The sequence below is a fragment of the Lentzea sp. NPDC004789 genome, assembly GCF_053601075.1.
Window position 1 is genome coordinate 111,123 of the sequence record NZ_JBSGBE010000005.1, and the last position, 18,947, is coordinate 130,069.

The following is an 18,947-nucleotide window of genomic DNA, read 5'->3' on the forward strand; positions in this document are numbered from 1 at the left end:
TGGTACCCGGTCAGCGCTTCCGGCGGCGCGCCGGGGCACCCACGTAGTCGGCCAGGTGCTCTCCGGTCAGCGTCGACCGGTCGGCCACCAGGTCGGCGGGCGTGCCCTCGAACACGATCTTGCCGCCGTCGTGCCCCGCGCCGGGCCCGAGGTCGATGATCCAGTCGGCGTGCGCCATCACGGCCTGGTGGTGCTCGATCACGATCACCGACTTGCCCGAGTCGACCAGCCGGTCCAGCAGGCCGAGCAGCTGTTCGACGTCGGCCAGGTGCAGGCCGGTCGTGGGTTCGTCGAGGACGTAGATGCCGCCCTTGTCCGCCATGTGCGTGGCGAGCTTCAGCCGTTGCCGCTCACCACCGGACAACGTGGTCAGCGGCTGCCCGAGCGACAGGTAGCCGAGGCCGACGTCGGCGAGCCGGGCCAGGATCGCGTGCGCGGCAGGGGTCTTGGCCTCGCCGGAGCCGAAGAACTCGACCGCCTCGGCCACCTGCATCTCCAGCACCTCGGAGATGTCCTTGCCGCCGAACTTGAACTCCAGCACGGCCTGGTCGAACCGCTTGCCCTCGCAGACGTCGCACGGTGACTCGATGGTCGCCATGATGCCGAGGTCTGTGAACACCACGCCCGCGCCGTTGCAGTTCGGGCAGGCGCCCTCGGAGTTCGCGCTGAACAGGGCGGGCTTCACGCCGTTGGCCTTGGCGAACGCCTTGCGGATCGGCTCCAGCAGCCCGGTGTAGGTCGCGGGGTTGGACCGCCGCGAGCCCTTGATCGGCGTCTGGTCGACCACGATCGCGCCGGAGTCCTTCGGCATCGACTGGTGGATCAACGAGCTCTTGCCCGAACCGGCGACGCCCGTGACGACGGTCAGCACGCCGAGCGGGATGTCGACGTCCACGTCGCGCAGGTTGTTCTTGTTGGCGCCCCGGATCTCCAGCACGCCGGTGCGGGAGCGCACCGACGGCTTCAGCGCCGCCCGGTCGTCCAGGTGGCGCCCGGTCACCGTGTCGCTCTTGCGCAGGCCCTCCAGCGATCCCTCGAAGCAGATCGTGCCGCCGCCCCGACCGGCACCGGGCCCGAGGTCGACGATGTGGTCGGCGATCGCGATGGTCTCCGGCTTGTGCTCGACGACGAGAACCGTGTTCCCCTTGTCCCGCAAGCGCAGCAGCAGGTTGTTCATCCGCTCGATGTCGTGCGGGTGCAGCCCGATCGTGGGCTCGTCGAACACGTACGTCACGTCGGTCAGCGCCGACCCGAGGTGCCGGATCATCTTGACCCGCTGCGCCTCACCGCCCGACAACGTCCCGGCAGGACGGTTGAGCGACAGGTAGCCCAGGCCGATCTCCACGAACGAGTCCAGCGAGTGCGCGAGCTTGTCCAGCAGCGGCGCGACCGACTTGTCCTTCAGACCGCGGATCCACTCGGCGAGATCGGTGATCTGCATGTCGCACAGGTCCGCGATGGACACGCCCTTGATCTTCGACGATCTGGCGGCCTCGGTGAGCCGCGTGCCGTCGCAGTCGGGGCAGGTGCCGAACGTCGCGGCACGGTCGACGAACGCGCGGATGTGCGGCTGCAGCGCCTCGCGGTCCTTGGACAGCATGGACTTCTGCAGCTTCGGGACCAGGCCCTCGTAGGTCACGTTGATGCCGTTGACCTTGATCCTGACCGGGTCCTTGTACAGGAAGTCGTGCAGTTCCCTCTTGGTGTACTTGCGGATCGGCTTGTTCGGGTCGATGAACCCGGACTGCGCGAACGCCTGCACGGTCCACTGGCTGTCGATGCTGTAGCCCGGCACCTTGATCGCGCCCTCGAGGATCGACTTCGAGTCGTCGTAGACCTCGGTGAGGTCGATGTCGGAGACCTGGCCGCGGCCCTCGCAACGGGGGCACATGCCGCCGGTGATGGAGAACTCGCGGCGCTCCTTGACCTTCTGCCCGCCCTTCTCGACCGTCACGGCACCCGCGCCGGAGATCGAGGCGACGTTGAACGAGAACGCCTGCGGCCCACCGATGTGCGGGGTGCCGAGGCGGCTGAACAGGATCCGCAGCATCGCGTTCACGTCGGTCGCGGTGCCGACGGTCGAGCGCGGGTCGGCACCCATCCGCTGCTGGTCCACCAGGATCGCGGTGGTGATGCCCTCCAGCAGGTACACCTCGGGACGCGGCAGGGTCGGCATGAAGCCCTGGACGAACGCGCTGTAGGTCTCGTTGATCAGGCGCTGCGACTCCGCGGCGATCGTGCCGAACACCAGCGAGCTCTTGCCGGAACCGGACACGCCGGTGAAGACCGTCAGGCGGCGCTTGGGGATCTCGACGTCGACGTCGCGCAGGTTGTTCACCCGCGCGCCCTGCACGCGGATCAGATCGTGGGTGTCGGCCTCATGCGTCATGGCGCAGAACCTAACTCCGCGACCGGGGTCCCGCCTTCTCGATTCCTGATCGGTTGCGAGCGCCGAACCTGCACGGCGCGCAAGTTCGGGATGAAGGGAACCTTCATCGACCCCACGTGGATGAAGGTTCCCTTCATCGGGATCAGCTCGGGGGTCAGCCCCGGATGCGGTAGTGATACGTGCAGACCTCGCGGAACCCCGTGCGCTCGTAGAGCCGGAACGCGCTGGTGTTCGCCTTCTCCATCTGCAGGTACATGTGGTTCGCCTCGCGCGCGGCCGCCCATGAGGCCAGTGCGGCGAGCACGGACCGTGCGGCGCCCTGCCCCCGTGCGTGCGGCAACGTGGCCATCCCGAACACCCCGGCCCAGCCCTGCTCGGCCACCGCCCGCCCGACGGCGACCACCTGCCCGTCCACCTCGGCGTACGCGTAGGCGCTCGGGTGCTCGACCCGGCTGAGCAGGTCGCGTTCGGCGCTGACGTCCCTCTTGGTCACCGCCTGCCACGCCGCGAGCCACGCGTCGGTCGGCCTGGTCGTCACCGCGCCCGCGTCGGCGTGGGCGTGCCGCAGCACCTCCGACGTCGAGGCGATCTGCAGCGACATGGCGTGCCCGCGCTCGTAGCCGCGGCCGTCCAGCCGCGCGTCGAGGTCGTCCGCGCACACGCCCGGCGTGATCTGGAACCGCGCGCCGGACCCGCGTTCGGCGCAGAACTCCTCGGCGAGCGCGACCCGGTCCTCGCGGTCGTGCGGCAGCACGGCGCTCACCCACCAGGCGTCGCCGGGGGAGTGCCGCAGCCACCAGCCGCCGGCCTCCTCGACGTGCGCGGCCGGCTGGGCGCGCGCCGCGTACTCCTGCAGCGTCCTGAGCAGCACGTCAGTCCAGCGAGCCCAGCAGCCAGTTGCCGGCCTTCGCGGGATCCTCGGAGAAGTAGAACTCCAGGATCGCCTCCATCAACGCCTGCGTGGGCATCAGCCCGTCCTCGTCGGACAGCAGGTCGTGGATCACCCGCGCATCGCTCTCCGACAGGTTCAGCAGCGCGCCCGTCCAGGTGATGTGCTCCTCGACGGTCAGCTTGCCGTCGCCGTCGGAGTCCGCGATCGCCATGGCCGCGTCGAGGAACGGCCGGTACCCCTGCTCGAACGACTCGGGCGAGTCCAGCAACCCGTTCGCGAACGCCTCCTGGTACTCCCGCAGGCTGATGCGTCCACTGTGATCATGGCCGGTGATGGAGGAGAGCTGCTCCCACAGCCCCATCAACGTGTCGTGGAACCGGACGGTCAACGGATCGTCGACGGCCAGCCCGAACGCCTTGGCGGTGCGCTCGGCCGCGTGTGTGAAGTCATCGCGCCCGATGAACCCGTCGCCGTCGGAGTCGTAGGTCCGGAACCGGCGAGCCAGCTTGCGATCCAGGAAGGCGGTGATCTCCATGACGTCCTTCTACCGCATTCCGGGCCGCAGGAACACGCCTGTCTTCGGAATGTGAATGGGAGCGGTTTCAGCTTCACCGCCTGCCGAGTCCGGAAAACGCGCTCGCGACGATCACCATGCCGATCACGCCCATTACCGCGGCCACGCCACCAACGGCGGGTTTCGACACTTGTTCGACGTTCGCGACCGGGCGCGGAGGCGCTGGTTCCTCAGCCCGCGCCACGACCGGTTCCGCGTCAACGGTCAGCGACTCGATCCGGACGAGAGCGCTTTCGCCGACGCCGTCCGCGCTGGACACCGTCAACCGGGAATTCACCGGAGCGGCGACCTGGCACGTGTAGGTGACGCGCTCGCGGGCCGCCAGCAGGGGAAACGCCCGCCGGCACGCCGCGGGTTCGCCGTCGACCCGCACGTCGCCGATGGGCAGGTCGGACGGGTTGCCGACGGTGATCGTGACCGTGACCGGCTCGCCGTCCGCCGCACGGTCCTTCGACCACACCGCGGCGATGGTCAGCCGCGGGTAGACCACCTTGACCTGCACGGACGCGGACGCCTCCGCGTGGCCGCCGATCTTGTCGGTGGCGGTGACGGTCGAGGTGAGCGTGCCGGACTCGTCGCCCGCGGAGGCGGTGCAGTCGATGGTGGCCGTGGCGCCGGGGTTCAACTGGCCTTGCAGCGGGGTGCAGCCGTTAGTGGCCGTGCGCGCATTGAGGTTGAACAACGGCGTGTCGCCGATGTTCGACACAGTTGTTGAGAATTTGACAACTTGTCCCGGGAGAGCGGTCACGGGTTCAGTTGTCGTGGTCGCCCGCAATGACGGGTGGAGCACCTCGACCTTTGCGGTCTTCTGCGCGGCGAGCCGATCTCCGGCGAGGCTCGTGCCGTTTGCGGAGAGCGTGGTCTGGTAGTCGGCTTCGGCCGCTTGCGACGCGCAGGTGCGGACGGCTTTCGCTTTGGCGGCGATTGTGCCGATTTTCTGCCCGCACACCGTCACGTCGGCCGCCGGGGCGTCACCGGCGTTGGTGACGGTCGCCGTGTGGGCGACGTTGTCCTTGGGATGGGCGGCCGGGTGCTCCGGGTCGATCGCCAGCGTCAGCTCGGGCAGCGGGAACGACCAGGCGATGTTCTGCACGAGGTAGGCGTCCTCGGCCCGCCGGAACGTCAGCTCCGCGCTCTTCGCGCCGGGTGCGAGCGCGTCCTCGGCGAGGGTGAACGTGCGCGCGTCGACGCTCATGTTGTTGGGAACGTTGGGTTGCAGCGCGCCCTGGGCGTTGGAGACGAATGTGTTCCGGCCACCGACCGACGTGTCGTTGACCAGCATCTGGTCGCCGTCGGTGGCCCAGTCGCCCTCGTAGGCGGTGATGCCCAGGCGGACCACCCCGCCGGCGGCGTGCGTCGGGGCGATCGGGGTCCTGAGCGTCGGGAGTTTCGTCGGCAGGCGGACATGGCCGCCGTGCACCGCCACGTGCCGCAGCGGCGCGGAGGGCTCCTGCCACACGACCGTCAGCGACCAGCCGCCGAAGCAGTCGAACCCCTGGGGTGCCCAGACGTTGCCGACCGTCACGACACCGCTCCTGACCAACCGGGTGACGTCGGCTTCGGCGCTGTAGAAGGCGTTGTCGGTGCCGGAGAGCTCGTCCGGCGCGTCCTGGACGAACCGGTCCGGGCTCACCTTGACGCCGTTGAGGGTGACCGGGTCCTGCGGCCTGCCGGGTGGGTTCGTCGCGTCGCGGCACGTCGCACTGCCCGCCCAGCCGAGCTTCGCGTAGGCGATCGTGGCGTGGTCGGGAAGGGTCAGCCCGGCGGTGGAGGAGTCGAACGTCGCCGGGTCGCCGTCGATGTCGGTCCACGACATGCGGTGGCCGTTGTTCTGCGCCGAAGGGCCGTGACCCTTGCGGTTCTGGGCGTCCACACAGGACTGCGGCGGGTACTTGGGATTCGGCCCGGCCTGTTCCGGCGCCGGGCAGGTCAGGACGGCGTTGCCGACGACCACGACGTCCCCGCGCACCGCCTCGTCGAACTGGGTGTGCCAGACCTCGGCCGCGGCGACCGGGCTGGGCGTGAACAGCGGAACCAGCAGCACGACGGCGAGGAGGATCGGTGCACGCATGCGACGCAGGTTGACACGCTTCCACCGCCTTGTCACCGCACGTTGATCAAGCGGTCCTCACTCTCCGTTGAGGACTTTCGCCCCGCGGTTCTCCTGTTCGTGTTCAACGGCTTCTTGTTAACGCTCCCATGTGGACCACTGGTGGGCATGATCAACCTCGGTTGCTCTTGACGGGCGGCGGAAACCGCCGGGAAGCGTGGAGTTGGTGGTCAAACCGGGCTTCCCTGTGCGGAGATGGACGCCATGTGGACCGCGCTGGTTGTTGTCATCGCGTCAGTGGTCGTCACCGCCGTGGCCTGCCTTCTGCTCGGACGCTCCCGCGCGCACGAACAGGCCGACGAACGCGACGCGGACTCGCGCGGCTTCCTGGGCGCGGTGATCAGCGGCCTGTTCATCGTCGCGCTGGCGTTCTACATGGTGATCGTCTGGGAGGAGAGCGGCACCGCCGAGGACAACGCCGCCCGCGAGGCCGCCGCCGTCGCGGACGCCTACTGGCAGACCGGTGTGCTGCCGCAACCGCAACGCGACCACGTCCGCCGGCTGCTGCAGTCGTACCCGCAGCAGGTGGCGGACGAGGAGTGGCCCCGGCTGGCGGCGGGCGAGTCCGACCCCGGCACGGCTTCGGCGCTGGCCTCGCTGCACACCGAGGTCCTGTCGTTGCCCTCGACGCCGGACTCGGTGAAGAGCGCGCGGGAGCGGGTCCTGGAACGGCTGCGGGAGATCACCGACCTGCGGCGGGAACGGCTGGACCAGGCCGACGGGCTCGACAACACCGGCGAGCTGATGCTGTTCGGGACGATCGCCGGGGCCATCGGGATGATCGCGTTCCCGTTGCTCATCGGGTTCTCCGGGCGGACTCGGCACGTGTTGCAGATGTGCGTGACGGCGGCCGTGTTGGCGTTCGTGTGTGTGGTGTGCGTTGGGATGCAGCAACCGTTCCGCGGAGCGTTGCGGGTGGAGCCGGACTCGTTCACGAAGGTCACGGACGAGCTCGGCGCGATTCCGTAGAAGCCTTCCACGTCTGCTTCCTTCGGGTCATTTTGGGTCCGAAATGATGGAGGCGGAGGGAGCGGCGGGTCTACTTTCCTGGCATGCCAAAGAGAGTGTCCACTGTGCTGGGACGCGAGTTCGGTGAGATCCTCCGCGCCACGATCGCCCGGACCGGCCTGAAGGAAGCCGAGCTGGCCCGGCGGCTCGGCTGGGAGCACGCCAAGCTGTCCGACCTCGTCAACGGGAAGGGCGGCACCTCGCTGGAGGAGTTCACTTTCCTGCTGGGCTTGTGTGGGGTGGGGCCGGACGAGTTCCAGTATCTGAAGGGACTTTTCCTGGAATCGAGGGAGAAGGGTTGGCTGCAGCTCTACGAGTCGGTGTTGCCGCCCCATCTCCGGACGCTCATCCAGCACGAGCGGCTGGCGAAGGAGATCGTGATCTGGAGTTCGCTGTTCATTCCTGGACTGCTGCAGATCGAGCCGTACGCGCGCGCTGTGGTTGAGGACTCCCCCTTCGTCAAGGAGGAGAACGTAGGGGAGTGGGTCTCGGCTCGGATCGATCGTCGGGGAATCGTGGCAGGGCACAAGAAGTTCGTCTTCTACGTCTACGAACCTGTTCTGTACTCGCCGGTCGGTGGCGCCGACGTGCTGGCCGAGCAGCTTCACGAGCTGCTTCGGATGTTGGTGCGGCCGTACATCACCCTGCGGATCTTGCCGTCGGGACGTGCGCTCACCGGTGACTTCACCCTCCTGAAGTTCGACAAGTACGAACCAGTCGTCTTCGACGGTGGCCTGAACTCGGCTTTGTTTCTTGATGACAAGGCGTCGACCAGGCTTTATCTGGACGCGGTGAAGGCAATGGACCGCGTCGCCCTCGGTAGGGAAGAATCAAGGGAGTTGATCACCAGCATCGTGTCCTGAGGAGGCTCGGATGGTCGAGTGGCGGAAGAGCAGTTACAGCGCGACCGGCCAGGACTGCGTCGAGGTCGGGCGTGGCATCGGCATCCGGGACTCCAAGGCGCCCGCCGCCCACGTGCCGGTGAGCCCGGCGGCCTGGGAGGCGTTCCTTCGTCTGGTGAACGCCTGAAAGTCTCTTGCGCGTGGTGCTACGGTTGCGGCGATGATCACCTCCTGGAGCAGATCGGGGGTCTCGTTCGCCAAAGGTGAGTGCTGATGCACCACCACACCGCGAACGACCACTCCCGCCTCACCTTCTGGTCGCACGTGCGCGAGTTCGCCGTGCCGACGTCGATGATCGAGTCCGCGACCGCCCGCCGTGCGGTGGGCGACTGGTCTGGGGCCTGCGCCGCCGCGCGGGTCGACGTGGATCTGCAGTTGCGTGCCGTGGGACGCACCCACGGCAGCGAGTGCGCGGCAACGCTGCGCGCCGATCTGCGTCACCTGGCTCCCGACCTGTTGCGCTGGCACTTTCCTCGAATCAGCCCTGACGGCCTGCTGCGGCCCGGCCTCACCGTCTCCCTGGCCCGGTACGGCTCTCTGCACCTCGTGGCGCGCACACCACCGGGGTGGGCGGACGCCGGTCAGCGGATCAGCCTCGCCCTGTGGGATCCGGCCAGGCCTCTGGCAGGCGCGGGCGGGCATCCCCATCCGCATCCCAGCCGGCGTTTCCGCCTCGACCTGCACCGCCACCTGTGGGACGCGCGCAGAACCGCGGAGCTGCGCGAACGGTCCGGTACCCCGGACGACGACCCCACCATCCGCTGGCTGGCCGAGGCCGCACTGCTGCGCGCCGGCGCACCTGTCGTCGTTCGGCTCGGTGCCCGGCGCCGTCTCGTCCTCAACCCGGACGCGCCGGGTCCGGCGGTCGAGCTGCCGGACGCGTCGACCTGGCTGCCACCGGACGTCGAACTGCTGCACGCCGGGTTGATCGACGCCGACCGGCTGCACCCGCTGGTCGCGTCGGCGCTCGGGGCCGAAACGCCCCGAAGTCCCGGCATCGCAACGGATTCACGTCTCGTGGACTGCCGTGGCGCCACACACCGGATCGGCATCGTGGACGGCGTGCTCGTGGCGCTGGACCACGACCCCGCCGAGATCCGGCGCGAGGAACTGCTGGCCGCGCTGGGCGGCACGCCGTTGCCGTGCCTGCAGGCGATCGACATGGCACACCGGCAGCCGGAGAACCTCGTCGACGTGCGCGCCCGGCTCGACCACGGCGACACCGCCGGTGCCCTCGCCGTCGTCGAAGACCTGCTCGGCCCGCAGGCCCTCCTGCGCGAGGGCGCGTTGCGCGACGAGCTGCGGACGGCGGCGGAACGCCAGGTGGCGCACGGGTTGTACCGCGCGGGACTGGCGGGCACGTGCTCTTCTCCGTCCACTAAGGACTCTCGTCGTCCGAGTCGTCGCACTCGTCGGCGCCAACCGCTCTTCTACTGACCTCCCACCTCAAACCCCAAGGTGATCCCACACATGACTTTCGCGCGCCCGCTTTCCACCGCCGCCGACCTCCTCGCCCTGCTCGGCGACACCACCACCGAGCCCCGCACCGACCCCCAGCTGGAAGCCCTGACGCTGGCCGTGTCCGCCGATCTGCCCGTGCTGCTGTGGGGCGAACCGGGCATCGGCAAGACCGCGGCCCTCACCCACCTCGCCGACGCGCTCGACCTGCCGCTGACCACGGTGATCGCCAGCGTGCACGAGCCCTCCGACTTCGCCGGTCTGCCCGTGGTCGGCGACGATCCCGCGACCCAGGGCGTGGCGATGGCCCCGCCCGACTGGGCCGTGCGTCTGGTCGAAGCGGGCCACGGGCTGTTGTTCCTGGACGAGCTGTCCACCGCGCCGCCCGCCGTGCAGGCCGCGTTGCTGCGGGTGGTGCTGGAACGCCGGATCGGTGCCCTGAAGCTGCCGCCGGGCGTTCGGATCGTGGCCGCCGCCAACCCGCGGTCGTCCGCCGCCGACGGCTGGGAGCTGAGCCCGCCGCTGGCCAACCGGTTCGTGCATCTGCAGTGGAAGCACGACTACGACGTGGTGGTGCGCGGGCTCGGTGGCACGTGGCCGAAGGCGGAGCTGCCGCGGCTCGATCCGGAACGACTGCGCGACGCCGTGGCGTTCGCCCGGCGGGCGGTGTGCGGGCTGCTGGCCGCCCGGCCGGGACTCGTGCACCAGCTGCCGAAGAACGAGGTGCGCCGGGGCGGTGCCTGGCCGTCGCCGCGCAGCTGGGACATGGCGCTGCGGCTGATCGCGTTCGCGACCGCGGCCGGCACCGAACGGGAGGTGCTGTCGGTGCTGGTGCGCGGCGCGGTGGGGGACGGTCCCGGTCTGGAGCTGCTGGCGAGCCTCGACCGGATGGACCTGCCGGACCCCGAGGCGCTGCTCGCGAACCCGGCGGACGCCGTCCTGCCCGAGCGCGGCGACCTGCGTCAGGTGGTGCTCGACGGGGTCGTGGAGGCGGTGCGGAAGCGGCCGGAGGAGTCGCGCTGGAACGCGGCGTGGGCACTGCTGGTGCTGGCGCTGGAGACCGGGGCGCCTGACCTCGTGGTCGTGCCCGCGGCCACGCTCGCCGCGTTGCGCCGGGACGACTGGCAGGTGCCCGAGCAGATCGAGCGGCTGGCCGGGGCGATCTCGGTGGGGCAGCGGGCCGACCGCGTGGTGGCCGCGTGATCATGGACACCGAGAAGCTGTTCGCCGCCCGGCTGCACGCGGTCCGGTGCCGGCCCTACCTGGCCACGGCGTTGTTCGCCCTGCACGTGGTGGAGTCGCGGCGGGTGCCGACGATGGCCGTGGACCGGCACTGGCGTTGCTACGTCTCGCCGGGGTTCGTGGACCGCACGCCGGTGGAGGAGCTCGCCGGGGTGTGGGTGCACGAGGTCTCCCACCTGCTGCGGGACCACCACGGGCGCGGCGACCGGTTCGCCGCCGCGCACGGGCTGACCGGGGCGGGCGAGCGGCTGCGGATGAACATCGCGGCGGACTGCGAGATCAACGACGACGTGTTCGGCGACGGGCTGGTCTGCCCGGAGGACGCCGTCCTGCCGCACCTGCTCAGGTTGCCGTCCGGTCAGCTGATGGAGGACTACCTGCGCCAGTTCCGGCTCGGGCCGCACACCAACGCGTTCACCTGGCTCGACTGCGGCAGCGGCGCCGACGGGCTGGAACGGGACTGGGACCTGGGACCGGACGGCGCGCACGGGCTCAGCGACTTCGAACGCGACGCCGTCCGGTTCCGGGTGGCGCAGGGGATCACGGCCTTTCCCGGCAGCGTCCCCGCGGGCTGGAAGCGGTGGGCCGAGGAGGCGTTCCACCCGCCGCAACCGTGGCGGGACCTGCTGGGCGCCGCGGTCCGGTCCGCCGTGTCCGCTCCCGGCGCGGGGGAGGACTACACCTACCGCCGGCCCTCACGCCGGTCCGCCGCGTTGCCCGGAGTCGTGCTGCCGAGCCTGCGGCGCCGGCCGCCCCGCGTCGTCGTCATCGTCGACACCTCCGGGTCGGTGAGCGACGGCGAACTGGGCAGTGCGCTGCTGGAGATCGCCGCGATCGTCCGGGCGGTCGGCGGGCGGCGCGACCTCGTGTCGGTGCTGTCGTGCGACGCCGCCGCCCACGTGACGAATCCGTTGTGCCGTGCGGAAGGGATCCCGCTGGTGGGCGGAGGCGGCACGGACCTGCGCGCCGGTTTCGCCAAGGCGCTGCGCAGGCGCCCCGACGTCGTCGTCGCCCTGACCGACGGGCAAACCCCTTGGCCTGACGCGAAACCGTCGTGCCGGACGGTCGTGGGGCTGTTCCCGCGAGAAATCCACGTGAACGAGGACGATCCCGACCACGTTCCGGACGCGCCGCCCGACTGGGCGCGGGTGGTGGTGATCGGTCAGTAGCCGCGGTCGGGGATCATCACCCACAGCACGAGGTAGACGACGAACTGCGGTCCCGGCAGCAGGCAGGACAGCAGGAACAGCAGGCGCACGGTGCCCGCGCTCATGCCCCAGCGCTGGGCGAGCCCCGCGCACACACCCGCGATCATCCGGTTGGTCCTGGGCCTGCTCAATGCGACTGTCGTGGTCATATACCCACAATGCGCCGGTTGGTCCACCTGTTGCATCGGGGATGAACCCTGATTTCACCCGGACGTGTTACAGCAGGTAACCCCGAGGCTCTGACCTGCGACGTCACGGTTGTCCCGAACCTTGGGGAGCCGAGATGAACGTCAATCTCCTCGTCGACGTGGTCTTCATTGCGGTGTACGTCCCACTGCTCTGGCGCGCCTGGCAGTGGCTCAGGACGAAGGAACGAACAGCGCAGCCGTCGCCGTTGCGCAGCCTCACGCTCGCGGACAGCCCGGTGCCGCGGGCGGTGCCGATCGCCGTGCTCGCGCTCTCGCACCTCGCCGGCAACCCGGTGGGCTACGGGGCGCTCGGACTGCTGGCGCTGATCGCCGCCGAGTCGGCCTGGCGCAACCGCGACCGGTGGGTGCGGGAGCACCTGTGGGCGTTGGGGCGCCTCAGGATTCCGGCCTCCGTCGTCGCGATCGTCGCGGCCGTGCTGCTGTTCGGGGACACGAGGTCGTTGCGGCAGCCCGGGATCGGGCTCGCGATGTGGACGGCGGCCGTGGCGCTGGGCGCGAGCGTCTGGTTCGTCATGCGGCGGCTGGTGCTCACGTCGTGGCCGCAGAAGACGTGGCGCAGCGCGCGGCCGGAGCTGGGGTCGTTGATCCGGCTCGGGTTGTGCGTGCTGGTCGGGGCCGTCGGCTGGGTGTACGGGCCGCGGCAGCTGACCGGGTACGCGGTCGTGCTCGGCGTGGTCGTGGCGCTCGGGCTGGTGTGGGTGGTGTGGGAGCAGGGCGACGCGGAGGCCGCGCGGTGCAAGATCGGGGAGGCCGAGCGGGCCAGGGCCAGGGTGGCGATGCGGCCCGACGCGCGGCAGCGGCCGGCGGTGCTGCGGGTGGCGCGCGGGCTCGCGATCACACCGCTCGTCGCGCTCGGTGCCGCCTACGTGCCGATGGCCTACGAACCCGACGGGCCGGGCGTGCTGACGGCGATGCGGGTGCTGGTGCTCACGATCATCGCGATCCTGTTCGGCGACTGGCTGATGGCGCGGTCGGCCAAGGGGCCGTGGCACTCGCCGCACCACTGGTGGTTCACCGCGGCGGTCGTGCTCGTCGCGAGCGGGTCGCTCGTCGTGGTGGGCGCGCTCGGGCGCACGTTGCCGCTGGCGGTGGTGTTCCTGATGTTCGCCGGGCTGCTGCTGAGCGAGGCGCAGCGGTTCGCGGAGACCGTGCCGGTGCCGAAAGGCTTGCTGTTCCTGGGTTTCACGCGCACGCCGGTGGCGTTGCTGATCGTGCTGTGCCTGCTGACGAGCGGGCTCGGCTACCCGACCGGTGCCGTCGAGAGCTGGTCGACGAACCTCAGGCAGGTGGTGCGCATGGCGTCCACGGTCATGGCCTTCGAGCCCGCGAGCACCTGAAGCGCCAGGCCGTCGAGCATGCTGACCATCATGTTCGCCAGCTCGACCGGGTCTCCGGAGTTGTGGATGTCGCCGGAGGCCTGGCCGTCGCGGAAGATGCTCGCCACGATGTCGCGCCACTCGCCGTAGAAGCGCTCGTTGAGCTCCTGCAGCTCGGGGTTGCGGATGGCCTCGACCCACAGCTCGGCCCAGACCTTCCACGCCTCGACCGTCTCGGCGCCCTCCGGCAGGTACGACTCGACCACCATGCGCAGGCGCGACAACGGTGGTTCGTCGGACTCGAGGATCCAGCGGCGGCGGCTGACCGACTGCTCGAAGCAGTGCTCGAACGCCGCGTCGGTCAGCTCGCGCTTGGTCTCGAAGTAGTAGTGCACCGTGCCGCCGGAGACGCCCGCGTCCTTGGCGACATCGGACACCCGGAGATGACGGAAGCCGGTGGCCGCGATCACCTTGCAGGTGGACGCGAGGATCTGCGCCTTGCGTTCGGCTTCCACGCTTGGACGGGGCATCCGTCACCTCCTGGTTTGCCCTGAACCTTACCGAAACTGGGAACGAAGCTTGCGCTTGTCGACCTTTCCCACCTTCGTCAGGGGCAGCTGGTCGACGACCGTCACGCCCCTGGGCTGGTAAAGCTCACCCAGTTCGGCGACGACCGAAGCGCGAATCCTGTCGACATCGACATCCGAGCCGTCGGTGACCAGGAACAGGTGGACCACCTCGCCGAGTGCCTCGTCGGGCTGCGCGACCGCCGCCGCCTGGCGGACACCGGGAAGCGTGACGGCGAAGTCGTCAAGCAGCCGTGAGTAGACGTTGTCCGACGTCCGGCCCGTGACGATGACGTCCTTGCTGCGGTCGTTGAGGTAGAGGTAGCCGTCGTCGTCGAAGTAGCCCATGTCGCCGGTGTTGAACCAGCCGTCGCTGGTCTCGCTCAACGGCGGCTCGCCCCAGTAGCCCTCCATCACGAACGGGCCGCGCACCCACACGTCGCCGTCGCGGATCTCGACCTCGGTGAGGGGGTTGCGCTTGCCGACCGTGCGCAGGGTGTCCGGGCGGTCGAGGTCGACCTCGGAGGCGGGCATCATCGTGATGGCGTGGGCCTCGGTCATGCCGTAACCCTGGTTGACCACCGGGCCCCACTTCTGGAACGCCTGGCGCAGGCGCTTCGGGGCGAGCGGCGACCCGCCGACCATCACGTGGAACTGCGGGCCGGGGCAGTCCGGGTGGTCGAGCACCTCGTACATCATCGGCGGCACGAAGATCGTCATGTTGATCTGCTCGTCGCGCGCCAGGCGCACGAACGTGTCCGCGTCGAACGTCGACGGGCCCAGCACGAGCTTCGACCCGGTGAGCAACGCGGTCATCGTCGCGCCGGCGCCGCTGCCGTGGGTGATGAGGGTGTTGGCGAGCAGGTTCATCGGGGGCAGGCTCGCGCGCGTCTCCCAGAGCCCGGTCCTGCCGGAGCGGTGCACGGCGAGCTTCGGCAGCCCGGTCGTGCCGCCGGTGTAGAAGACCGTCGCGAACTCCGGGTGCGGGTCGCGTTCGACCGGGTTGCCGGGCAGGTCCTGGAGGTGCCAGCCGTCGATCTGCGTGCCGAACGACGGGTCGACCACCACCGCGGTGACGTCCGCGCGTTCGATGAGGGCCTTGAGCTCGGCGGTACCGGGCTCCGGCGGCACGTAGACCAGCCGTCCGCCGAGCAGGTGGACGGCGAGGTTCAGCAGGACGGCCTCGGGGGTGTTGCCGACGTACACCGCCACGCCGTCGCCGGGCCGCACCCCGCGCCGCACGAGCCCGTCGGCGAGTCGAAACAGCAGGTCGCGGGCCTGGGCACGGGTGAGGCGGGTGTCGCCGCCGATCACCGCCTCGCGATCGCCATCCGTGGAAAGCTTTTCGAGGACAAGATCCACGTAGGTCATACGTCCTGTGTACTCCTGGCCTCGTAGGCTGATCGGGTGGTCGCACCCCCCATCGCGCCGGAATCGCCGGAATTGCCCGCTCGCCGACGACGGTTGAGCCGCCCGGTGCTGTTGCGCGCCGCGCTCGCCGTCGCCGGCGGTGCGCTGATCTACCTGAGCTTCCCGCCACGTCCGCTGTGGTTCCTCGCGCCGGTCGGGTTCGCGTTGCTGGCGTGGACGATCCACGGCCGCAAGGCGCGGGCCGGGTTCGGCTACGGGCTGCTGTTCGGGCTCGGGTTCATGGTGCCGCTGCTGCGGTGGACCGGTGAGTTCGTCGGGCTGATCGCGTGGCTGCCGCTGGCGCTCGCGTGCGCGCTGATGATCTCCATCGGCACGACGGCGATGGCGGCGGTCTCGCGGGTGCCGGGGTGGCCGCTGTGGGCAGCGTGCCTGTGGGTGGCGGACGAGGCGTTGCGCGGGGTGTTCCCGTTCGGCGGCTTCACCTGGGGCAAGATCGCGTTCGGGCAGCCGGAGGGCTGGTACCTGCCGCTCGCCTCGCTGGGCGGTGCGCCGCTGGTGTCGTTCGCGGTGGTGCTGACCGGTTTCGGGCTGTTCTGGGTGCTCCGGAACTGGAAGGTGGGCCTGCCGCTGGTCGTGGTGCCGCTGCTGGTCGGGTTCGTGGTGCCGGTCGGGCTCGACGCCTCCGCCGGGACCGTCACGGTCGCCGCCATCCAGGGCAACGTGCCGCGCGCCGGGCTCGACTTCAACTCGCAGCGCCGCGCGGTGCTCGACAACCACGCCAAGAGGACGATCGAACTGGCCGCGGACGTCGCCGCGGGCAAGGTGAAGCAGCCGGACGTCGTGATCTGGCCGGAGAACTCGTCCGACATCGACCCGTTCCGCAACGCCGACGCCGCCGAGGTGATCGACACGGCCGCGAAGGCGATCAAGGCGCCGATCGCGGTGGGCGCCGTGGTGATCGACCGGGGCGACGGGCTGCCGCGCAACCAGATGGTGCTCTGGGACCCCGAGAAGGGGCCGACCGACACCTACACCAAGCGCAAGCTCCAGCCGTTCGGCGAGACGATGCCGATGCGGTCGTTCTTCCGGCTGTTCACGTCCACCGTGGACCGTGCGGGTGTGTTCCAGCCCGGTTCGGACCCGGACGGTTTCGTCATGGGGCCCGCGAAGGTCGCACTTGACACGTGTTACGAAGTGGCGTTCGACTCAGTCGTCCGCGACTCCGTGAAGGCCGGCGCGACGATCATCGCGATCCCCACGAACAACGCCACGTTCGGCTACACGGAGATGACCTACCAGCAGCTTTCCATGTCACGCGTGCGTGCCGTGGAGCACGGCCGGGCAGTGGTCGTGGCGGCCACTTCGGGGGTCAGCGCGATCGTGCAGCCCGACGGTTCCGTCACTCAGAAGACTGGGCTTTTCGAGCCGGGAGCCCTGGTCGCGACACTGCCGCTGCGGTCACAGACTACGCTGGCGACCTGGCTGGGTGCCTGGCCCGAGTGGGTGCTGACCGCTGCGGGCCTGGCCGCGTTGGCGCTCGGCCTCATCCGACGACGGAAGGACTCGAATGGCGCAGCAGCCTGACCAGGATCTCGGGCAGGTGCTGGTGGTGATCCCGACCTACAACGAGCGGGACAACATCGGAAAGATCGTCAAGAGACTGCACACGGCACTGCCCGACGTGCACGTGCTGGTGGTCGACGACGGCAGCCCCGATGGCACCGGCCAGCTGGCCGACGAGATGGCCGCCGCCGACGAGCGCGTCCACGTGATGCACCGCACCGAGAAGGCCGGGCTGGGCGCCGCGTACGTCGCGGGCTTCCAGTGGGCGCTCGAACGCGACTACGGCGTTGTGTGCGAAATGGACGCTGACGGCTCGCATGCGCCGGAGCAGCTGCACCGGTTGCTCGACGCGCTGCCGTCCGCGGACCTCGTGCTGGGCTCGCGCTGGGTGCCCGGCGGCGAGGTCGTGAACTGGCCGACGCAGCGCAAGCTGCTGTCGCTGGGCGGCTCGCTCTACTCGCGGCTGGCGCTGGGCGCGAACATCCGCGACATGACGGGCGGCTACCGGGCGTTCCGCGCGGACACCCTGCGCAAGCTGAACCTCGCCTCGGTCGCCTCGGCCGGCTACTGCTTCCAGATCGACCTGCTGTGGCGGACGCTGGAGCTCGGGTTCCGCGTGCGCGAGGTGCCGATCACGTTCCAGGAGCGCGAGTTCGGCGAGTCGAAGATGAGCGGCAACATCGTCCGCGAGGCGCTGATCCGCGTGACGAAGTGGGGTCTGCGTCGGCGCGGCAACCAGATCAGGGAGCTGTTCTCCGGCAAGAAGAAGTAGTTCGTCCACTCGGACCGTCCGATCCGGACGGTCCGAGTTCGTTTTCTGGGGGAAGAAGACGTGCAAACTCGGATGCTGTCCGATGGCGGCTCCGGGCTCGGCGTGAGCGCGCTGTGCCTGGGCACCATGTACTTCGGCACGACGGTCGACGAGGAACGCGCGTTCGCCGTTCTGGACCGGTTCCTCGACGCCGGCGGCACGTTCATCGACACGGCGAACACCTACTCGTTCTGGGTGCCCGGCGGGACCGGGGTCGAGAGCGAGGAACTGCTGGGCCGCTGGCTCGCGTCCCGCAAGGCGCGCGACCGGGTCGTGCTGGCCACCAAGGTCGGCGCGCTGCCCGACCCGCCGGGAGCCGCCTGGCCCGAGCACGCGGAGGGCCTCTCCCACGAGGTCGTGCGCGCGCAGGCCGAAGCCAGCCTGCGCCGCCTGGGCACCGACCACCTCGACGTGTACTACGCCCACATCGAGGACCGCCGCACGCCGTTGCCCGACACCGTCGCCACCTTCGCGTCGCTGGTCACCGACGGCCTGGTCCGCGTGCCGGGGTGCAGCAACCACGCGGCGTGGCGGGTCGCGCAGGCCAGGCAGATCGCTCACGCGCAGGGGCAGCCGGGGTTCACCTGCGTCCAGCAGCGCCACACCTACCTGCGGCCGCGGCCCGGTGCCGAGTTCGGCGCCAACCCGCACATCAGCGACGAGATGCTCGACTACGCGCGCTCGGAACCGGACCTGACGGTGCTCGGCTACTCGGTGCTGCTGTCCGGTGCGTACACGCGGTCCGACCGGCCGTTGCCCGAGCAGTACGACCACGAGGACAGCCGCCGGCGGCTGGCGGTGCTGAACGACGTGGCCGGCGAGCTGGGCGCGACGCCGAACCAGGTGGTGCTGGCGTGGCTGCTGGGCGGCGACCCGCCCGTCCTGCCGGTGCTCGGCGTCAGCTCGGTGAGCCAGCTCGACGAGTGCCTGGGCGCACTGGACCTGGTGCTGGACGACGACCAGCGCCGCCGCCTCGACACAGCCTGACCCCTCGCCTCCTTGAGGCACGCGGGGACGTTTCGTACTGCGTGAGAGTACGAAAGCTCCCCGCGTACTAGCTGCGGCTGGGCGGGTTGTGGCGGTGGTCCGCTGTGGTTGGTGGGGTACGTGGGGACGTTTCGTACTGCGTGAGAGTACGAAAGCTCCCCGCGTACTAGTTGCGGCTGGGCGGGTTGTGGCGGTGGTCCGCTGTGGTTGGTGGGGTACGTGGGCACGTTTCGTGCTGCGTGAGAGTACGAAAGCTCCCCGCGTACTAGCTGTGGCTGGGCGGGTTGTGGCGGTGGTCCGCTGTGGTTGGTGGGGTACGCGGGGACGTTTCGTGCTGCGTG

Annotated in this window: 17 protein-coding genes; 10 read left to right on the forward strand and 7 right to left on the reverse strand. The window is 69.9% G+C overall.

The features are described from left to right. Window positions 1–10 precede the first annotated feature (10 nt). The 4 genes from ACWEIJ_RS13360 to ACWEIJ_RS13375 all read right to left on the reverse strand — a co-directional run bounded on the left by ACWEIJ_RS13360 (window position 11) and on the right by ACWEIJ_RS13375 (window position 5,926). Window positions 11–2,389, reverse strand: coding sequence for an ATP-binding cassette domain-containing protein (locus tag ACWEIJ_RS13360; RefSeq protein WP_449837419.1), 2,379 nt, complete (start codon window positions 2,387–2,389; stop codon window positions 11–13). Between the two features lie 154 nt (window positions 2,390–2,543). Next, window positions 2,544–3,260, reverse strand: a complete 717-nt coding sequence (locus ACWEIJ_RS13365) for a GNAT family N-acetyltransferase (RefSeq protein ID WP_449837420.1) — start codon at window positions 3,258–3,260, stop codon at window positions 2,544–2,546. A 1-nt stretch (window position 3,261) separates the two neighbouring features. Beyond that, on the reverse strand, window positions 3,262–3,816 hold the full coding sequence (locus ACWEIJ_RS13370; RefSeq protein WP_449837421.1) for an EF-hand domain-containing protein: 555 nt from the start codon (window positions 3,814–3,816) through the stop codon (window positions 3,262–3,264). 73 nt (window positions 3,817–3,889) lie between these two features. Further along, window positions 3,890–5,926: a hypothetical protein gene (locus tag ACWEIJ_RS13375; RefSeq protein ID WP_449837422.1), complete on the reverse strand. Its 2,037-nt coding sequence runs from the start codon at window positions 5,924–5,926 to the stop codon at window positions 3,890–3,892. A 234-nt stretch (window positions 5,927–6,160) separates the two neighbouring features. Between ACWEIJ_RS13375 and ACWEIJ_RS13380 the strand changes: the two genes are divergently transcribed. From ACWEIJ_RS13380 to ACWEIJ_RS13405, 6 genes are all read left to right on the forward strand, one after another. After that, complete coding sequence (locus ACWEIJ_RS13380) at window positions 6,161–6,934, forward strand: bestrophin-like domain (protein ID WP_449837423.1); 774 nt, start codon at window positions 6,161–6,163, stop codon at window positions 6,932–6,934. 95 nt (window positions 6,935–7,029) lie between these two features. Beyond that, window positions 7,030–7,836, forward strand: a complete 807-nt coding sequence (locus ACWEIJ_RS13385; protein WP_449837424.1) for a helix-turn-helix domain-containing protein — start codon at window positions 7,030–7,032, stop codon at window positions 7,834–7,836. 10 nt (window positions 7,837–7,846) lie between these two features. Then, window positions 7,847–8,002: a DUF397 domain-containing protein gene (locus ACWEIJ_RS13390; RefSeq protein ID WP_449837425.1), complete on the forward strand. Its 156-nt coding sequence runs from the start codon at window positions 7,847–7,849 to the stop codon at window positions 8,000–8,002. Between the two features lie 86 nt (window positions 8,003–8,088). Further along, complete coding sequence (locus tag ACWEIJ_RS13395; protein ID WP_449837426.1) at window positions 8,089–9,312, forward strand: hypothetical protein; 1,224 nt, start codon at window positions 8,089–8,091, stop codon at window positions 9,310–9,312. 33 nt (window positions 9,313–9,345) lie between these two features. After that, window positions 9,346–10,536, forward strand: coding sequence for an AAA family ATPase (locus ACWEIJ_RS13400; RefSeq protein WP_449837427.1), 1,191 nt, complete (start codon window positions 9,346–9,348; stop codon window positions 10,534–10,536). A 2-nt stretch (window positions 10,537–10,538) separates the two neighbouring features. Then, window positions 10,539–11,744, forward strand: a complete 1,206-nt coding sequence (locus ACWEIJ_RS13405; RefSeq protein ID WP_449837763.1) for a vWA domain-containing protein — start codon at window positions 10,539–10,541, stop codon at window positions 11,742–11,744. Here the strand turns inward: ACWEIJ_RS13405 and ACWEIJ_RS13410 are convergent. After that, a complete protein-coding gene (locus ACWEIJ_RS13410) occupies window positions 11,738–11,932 on the reverse strand; it encodes a PspC domain-containing protein (protein ID WP_449837428.1) in 195 nt (64 codons plus the stop codon). The genes ACWEIJ_RS13405 and ACWEIJ_RS13410 overlap by 7 nt on opposite strands. Window positions 11,933–12,066: 134 nt before the next feature. Between ACWEIJ_RS13410 and ACWEIJ_RS13415 the strand changes: the two genes are divergently transcribed. After that, window positions 12,067–13,329 (forward strand): hypothetical protein, encoded by a 1,263-nt coding sequence (locus ACWEIJ_RS13415; protein WP_449837429.1) that lies wholly within the window; start codon window positions 12,067–12,069, stop codon window positions 13,327–13,329. Here the strand turns inward: ACWEIJ_RS13415 and ACWEIJ_RS13420 are convergent. Both ACWEIJ_RS13420 and ACWEIJ_RS13425 read right to left on the reverse strand, forming a co-directional pair. Beyond that, window positions 13,233–13,838 carry a TetR/AcrR family transcriptional regulator gene (locus ACWEIJ_RS13420; RefSeq protein ID WP_355437643.1) on the reverse strand — a complete coding sequence of 202 codons (606 nt, stop codon included), beginning with the start codon at window positions 13,836–13,838 and terminating at the stop codon, window positions 13,233–13,235. The genes ACWEIJ_RS13415 and ACWEIJ_RS13420 overlap by 97 nt on opposite strands. 27 nt (window positions 13,839–13,865) lie before the next feature. Further along, entirely contained in the window at window positions 13,866–15,245 is a 1,380-nt protein-coding gene (locus ACWEIJ_RS13425) for a class I adenylate-forming enzyme family protein (RefSeq protein WP_449837430.1), read from the reverse strand. Window positions 15,246–15,281: 36 nt separating this feature from the next. Between ACWEIJ_RS13425 and lnt the strand changes: the two genes are divergently transcribed. Genes lnt through ACWEIJ_RS13440 form a run of 3 tightly spaced genes read left to right on the forward strand, consistent with a single transcriptional unit; the run spans window position 15,282 to window position 18,606 of the window. Beyond that, on the forward strand, window positions 15,282–16,829 hold the full coding sequence (gene lnt / locus ACWEIJ_RS13430; protein ID WP_449837431.1) for an apolipoprotein N-acyltransferase: 1,548 nt from the start codon (window positions 15,282–15,284) through the stop codon (window positions 16,827–16,829). Next, a complete protein-coding gene (locus tag ACWEIJ_RS13435) occupies window positions 16,813–17,580 on the forward strand; it encodes a polyprenol monophosphomannose synthase (protein ID WP_449837432.1) in 768 nt (255 codons plus the stop codon). Before lnt ends, ACWEIJ_RS13435 begins: the two co-directional genes overlap by 17 nt. A 60-nt stretch (window positions 17,581–17,640) precedes the next feature. Continuing rightward, window positions 17,641–18,606, forward strand: coding sequence for an aldo/keto reductase (locus ACWEIJ_RS13440; protein ID WP_449837433.1), 966 nt, complete (start codon window positions 17,641–17,643; stop codon window positions 18,604–18,606). Window positions 18,607–18,947 lie beyond the last annotated feature (341 nt).

Coding starts and splice junctions, on each gene's coding strand:
- ACWEIJ_RS13360 (WP_449837419.1), bottom strand. CDS start 2,389: ATGACGCATGAGGCCGACACCCACGATCTGATCCGCGTGCAGGGCGCG.
- ACWEIJ_RS13370 (WP_449837421.1), bottom strand. CDS start 3,816: ATGGAGATCACCGCCTTCCTGGATCGCAAGCTGGCTCGCCGGTTCCGG.
- ACWEIJ_RS13375 (WP_449837422.1), bottom strand. CDS start 5,926: ATGCGTGCACCGATCCTCCTCGCCGTCGTGCTGCTGGTTCCGCTGTTC.
- ACWEIJ_RS13380 (WP_449837423.1), top strand. CDS start 6,161: ATGGACGCCATGTGGACCGCGCTGGTTGTTGTCATCGCGTCAGTGGTC.
- ACWEIJ_RS13390 (WP_449837425.1), top strand. CDS start 7,847: ATGGTCGAGTGGCGGAAGAGCAGTTACAGCGCGACCGGCCAGGACTGC.
- ACWEIJ_RS13395 (WP_449837426.1), top strand. CDS start 8,089: ATGCACCACCACACCGCGAACGACCACTCCCGCCTCACCTTCTGGTCG.
- ACWEIJ_RS13400 (WP_449837427.1), top strand. CDS start 9,346: ATGACTTTCGCGCGCCCGCTTTCCACCGCCGCCGACCTCCTCGCCCTG.
- ACWEIJ_RS13405 (WP_449837763.1), top strand. CDS start 10,539: ATGGACACCGAGAAGCTGTTCGCCGCCCGGCTGCACGCGGTCCGGTGC.
- ACWEIJ_RS13410 (WP_449837428.1), bottom strand. CDS start 11,932: ATGACCACGACAGTCGCATTGAGCAGGCCCAGGACCAACCGGATGATC.
- ACWEIJ_RS13415 (WP_449837429.1), top strand. CDS start 12,067: ATGAACGTCAATCTCCTCGTCGACGTGGTCTTCATTGCGGTGTACGTC.
- ACWEIJ_RS13420 (WP_355437643.1), bottom strand. CDS start 13,838: ATGCCCCGTCCAAGCGTGGAAGCCGAACGCAAGGCGCAGATCCTCGCG.
- ACWEIJ_RS13425 (WP_449837430.1), bottom strand. CDS start 15,245: ATGACCTACGTGGATCTTGTCCTCGAAAAGCTTTCCACGGATGGCGAT.
- ACWEIJ_RS13435 (WP_449837432.1), top strand. CDS start 16,813: ATGGCGCAGCAGCCTGACCAGGATCTCGGGCAGGTGCTGGTGGTGATC.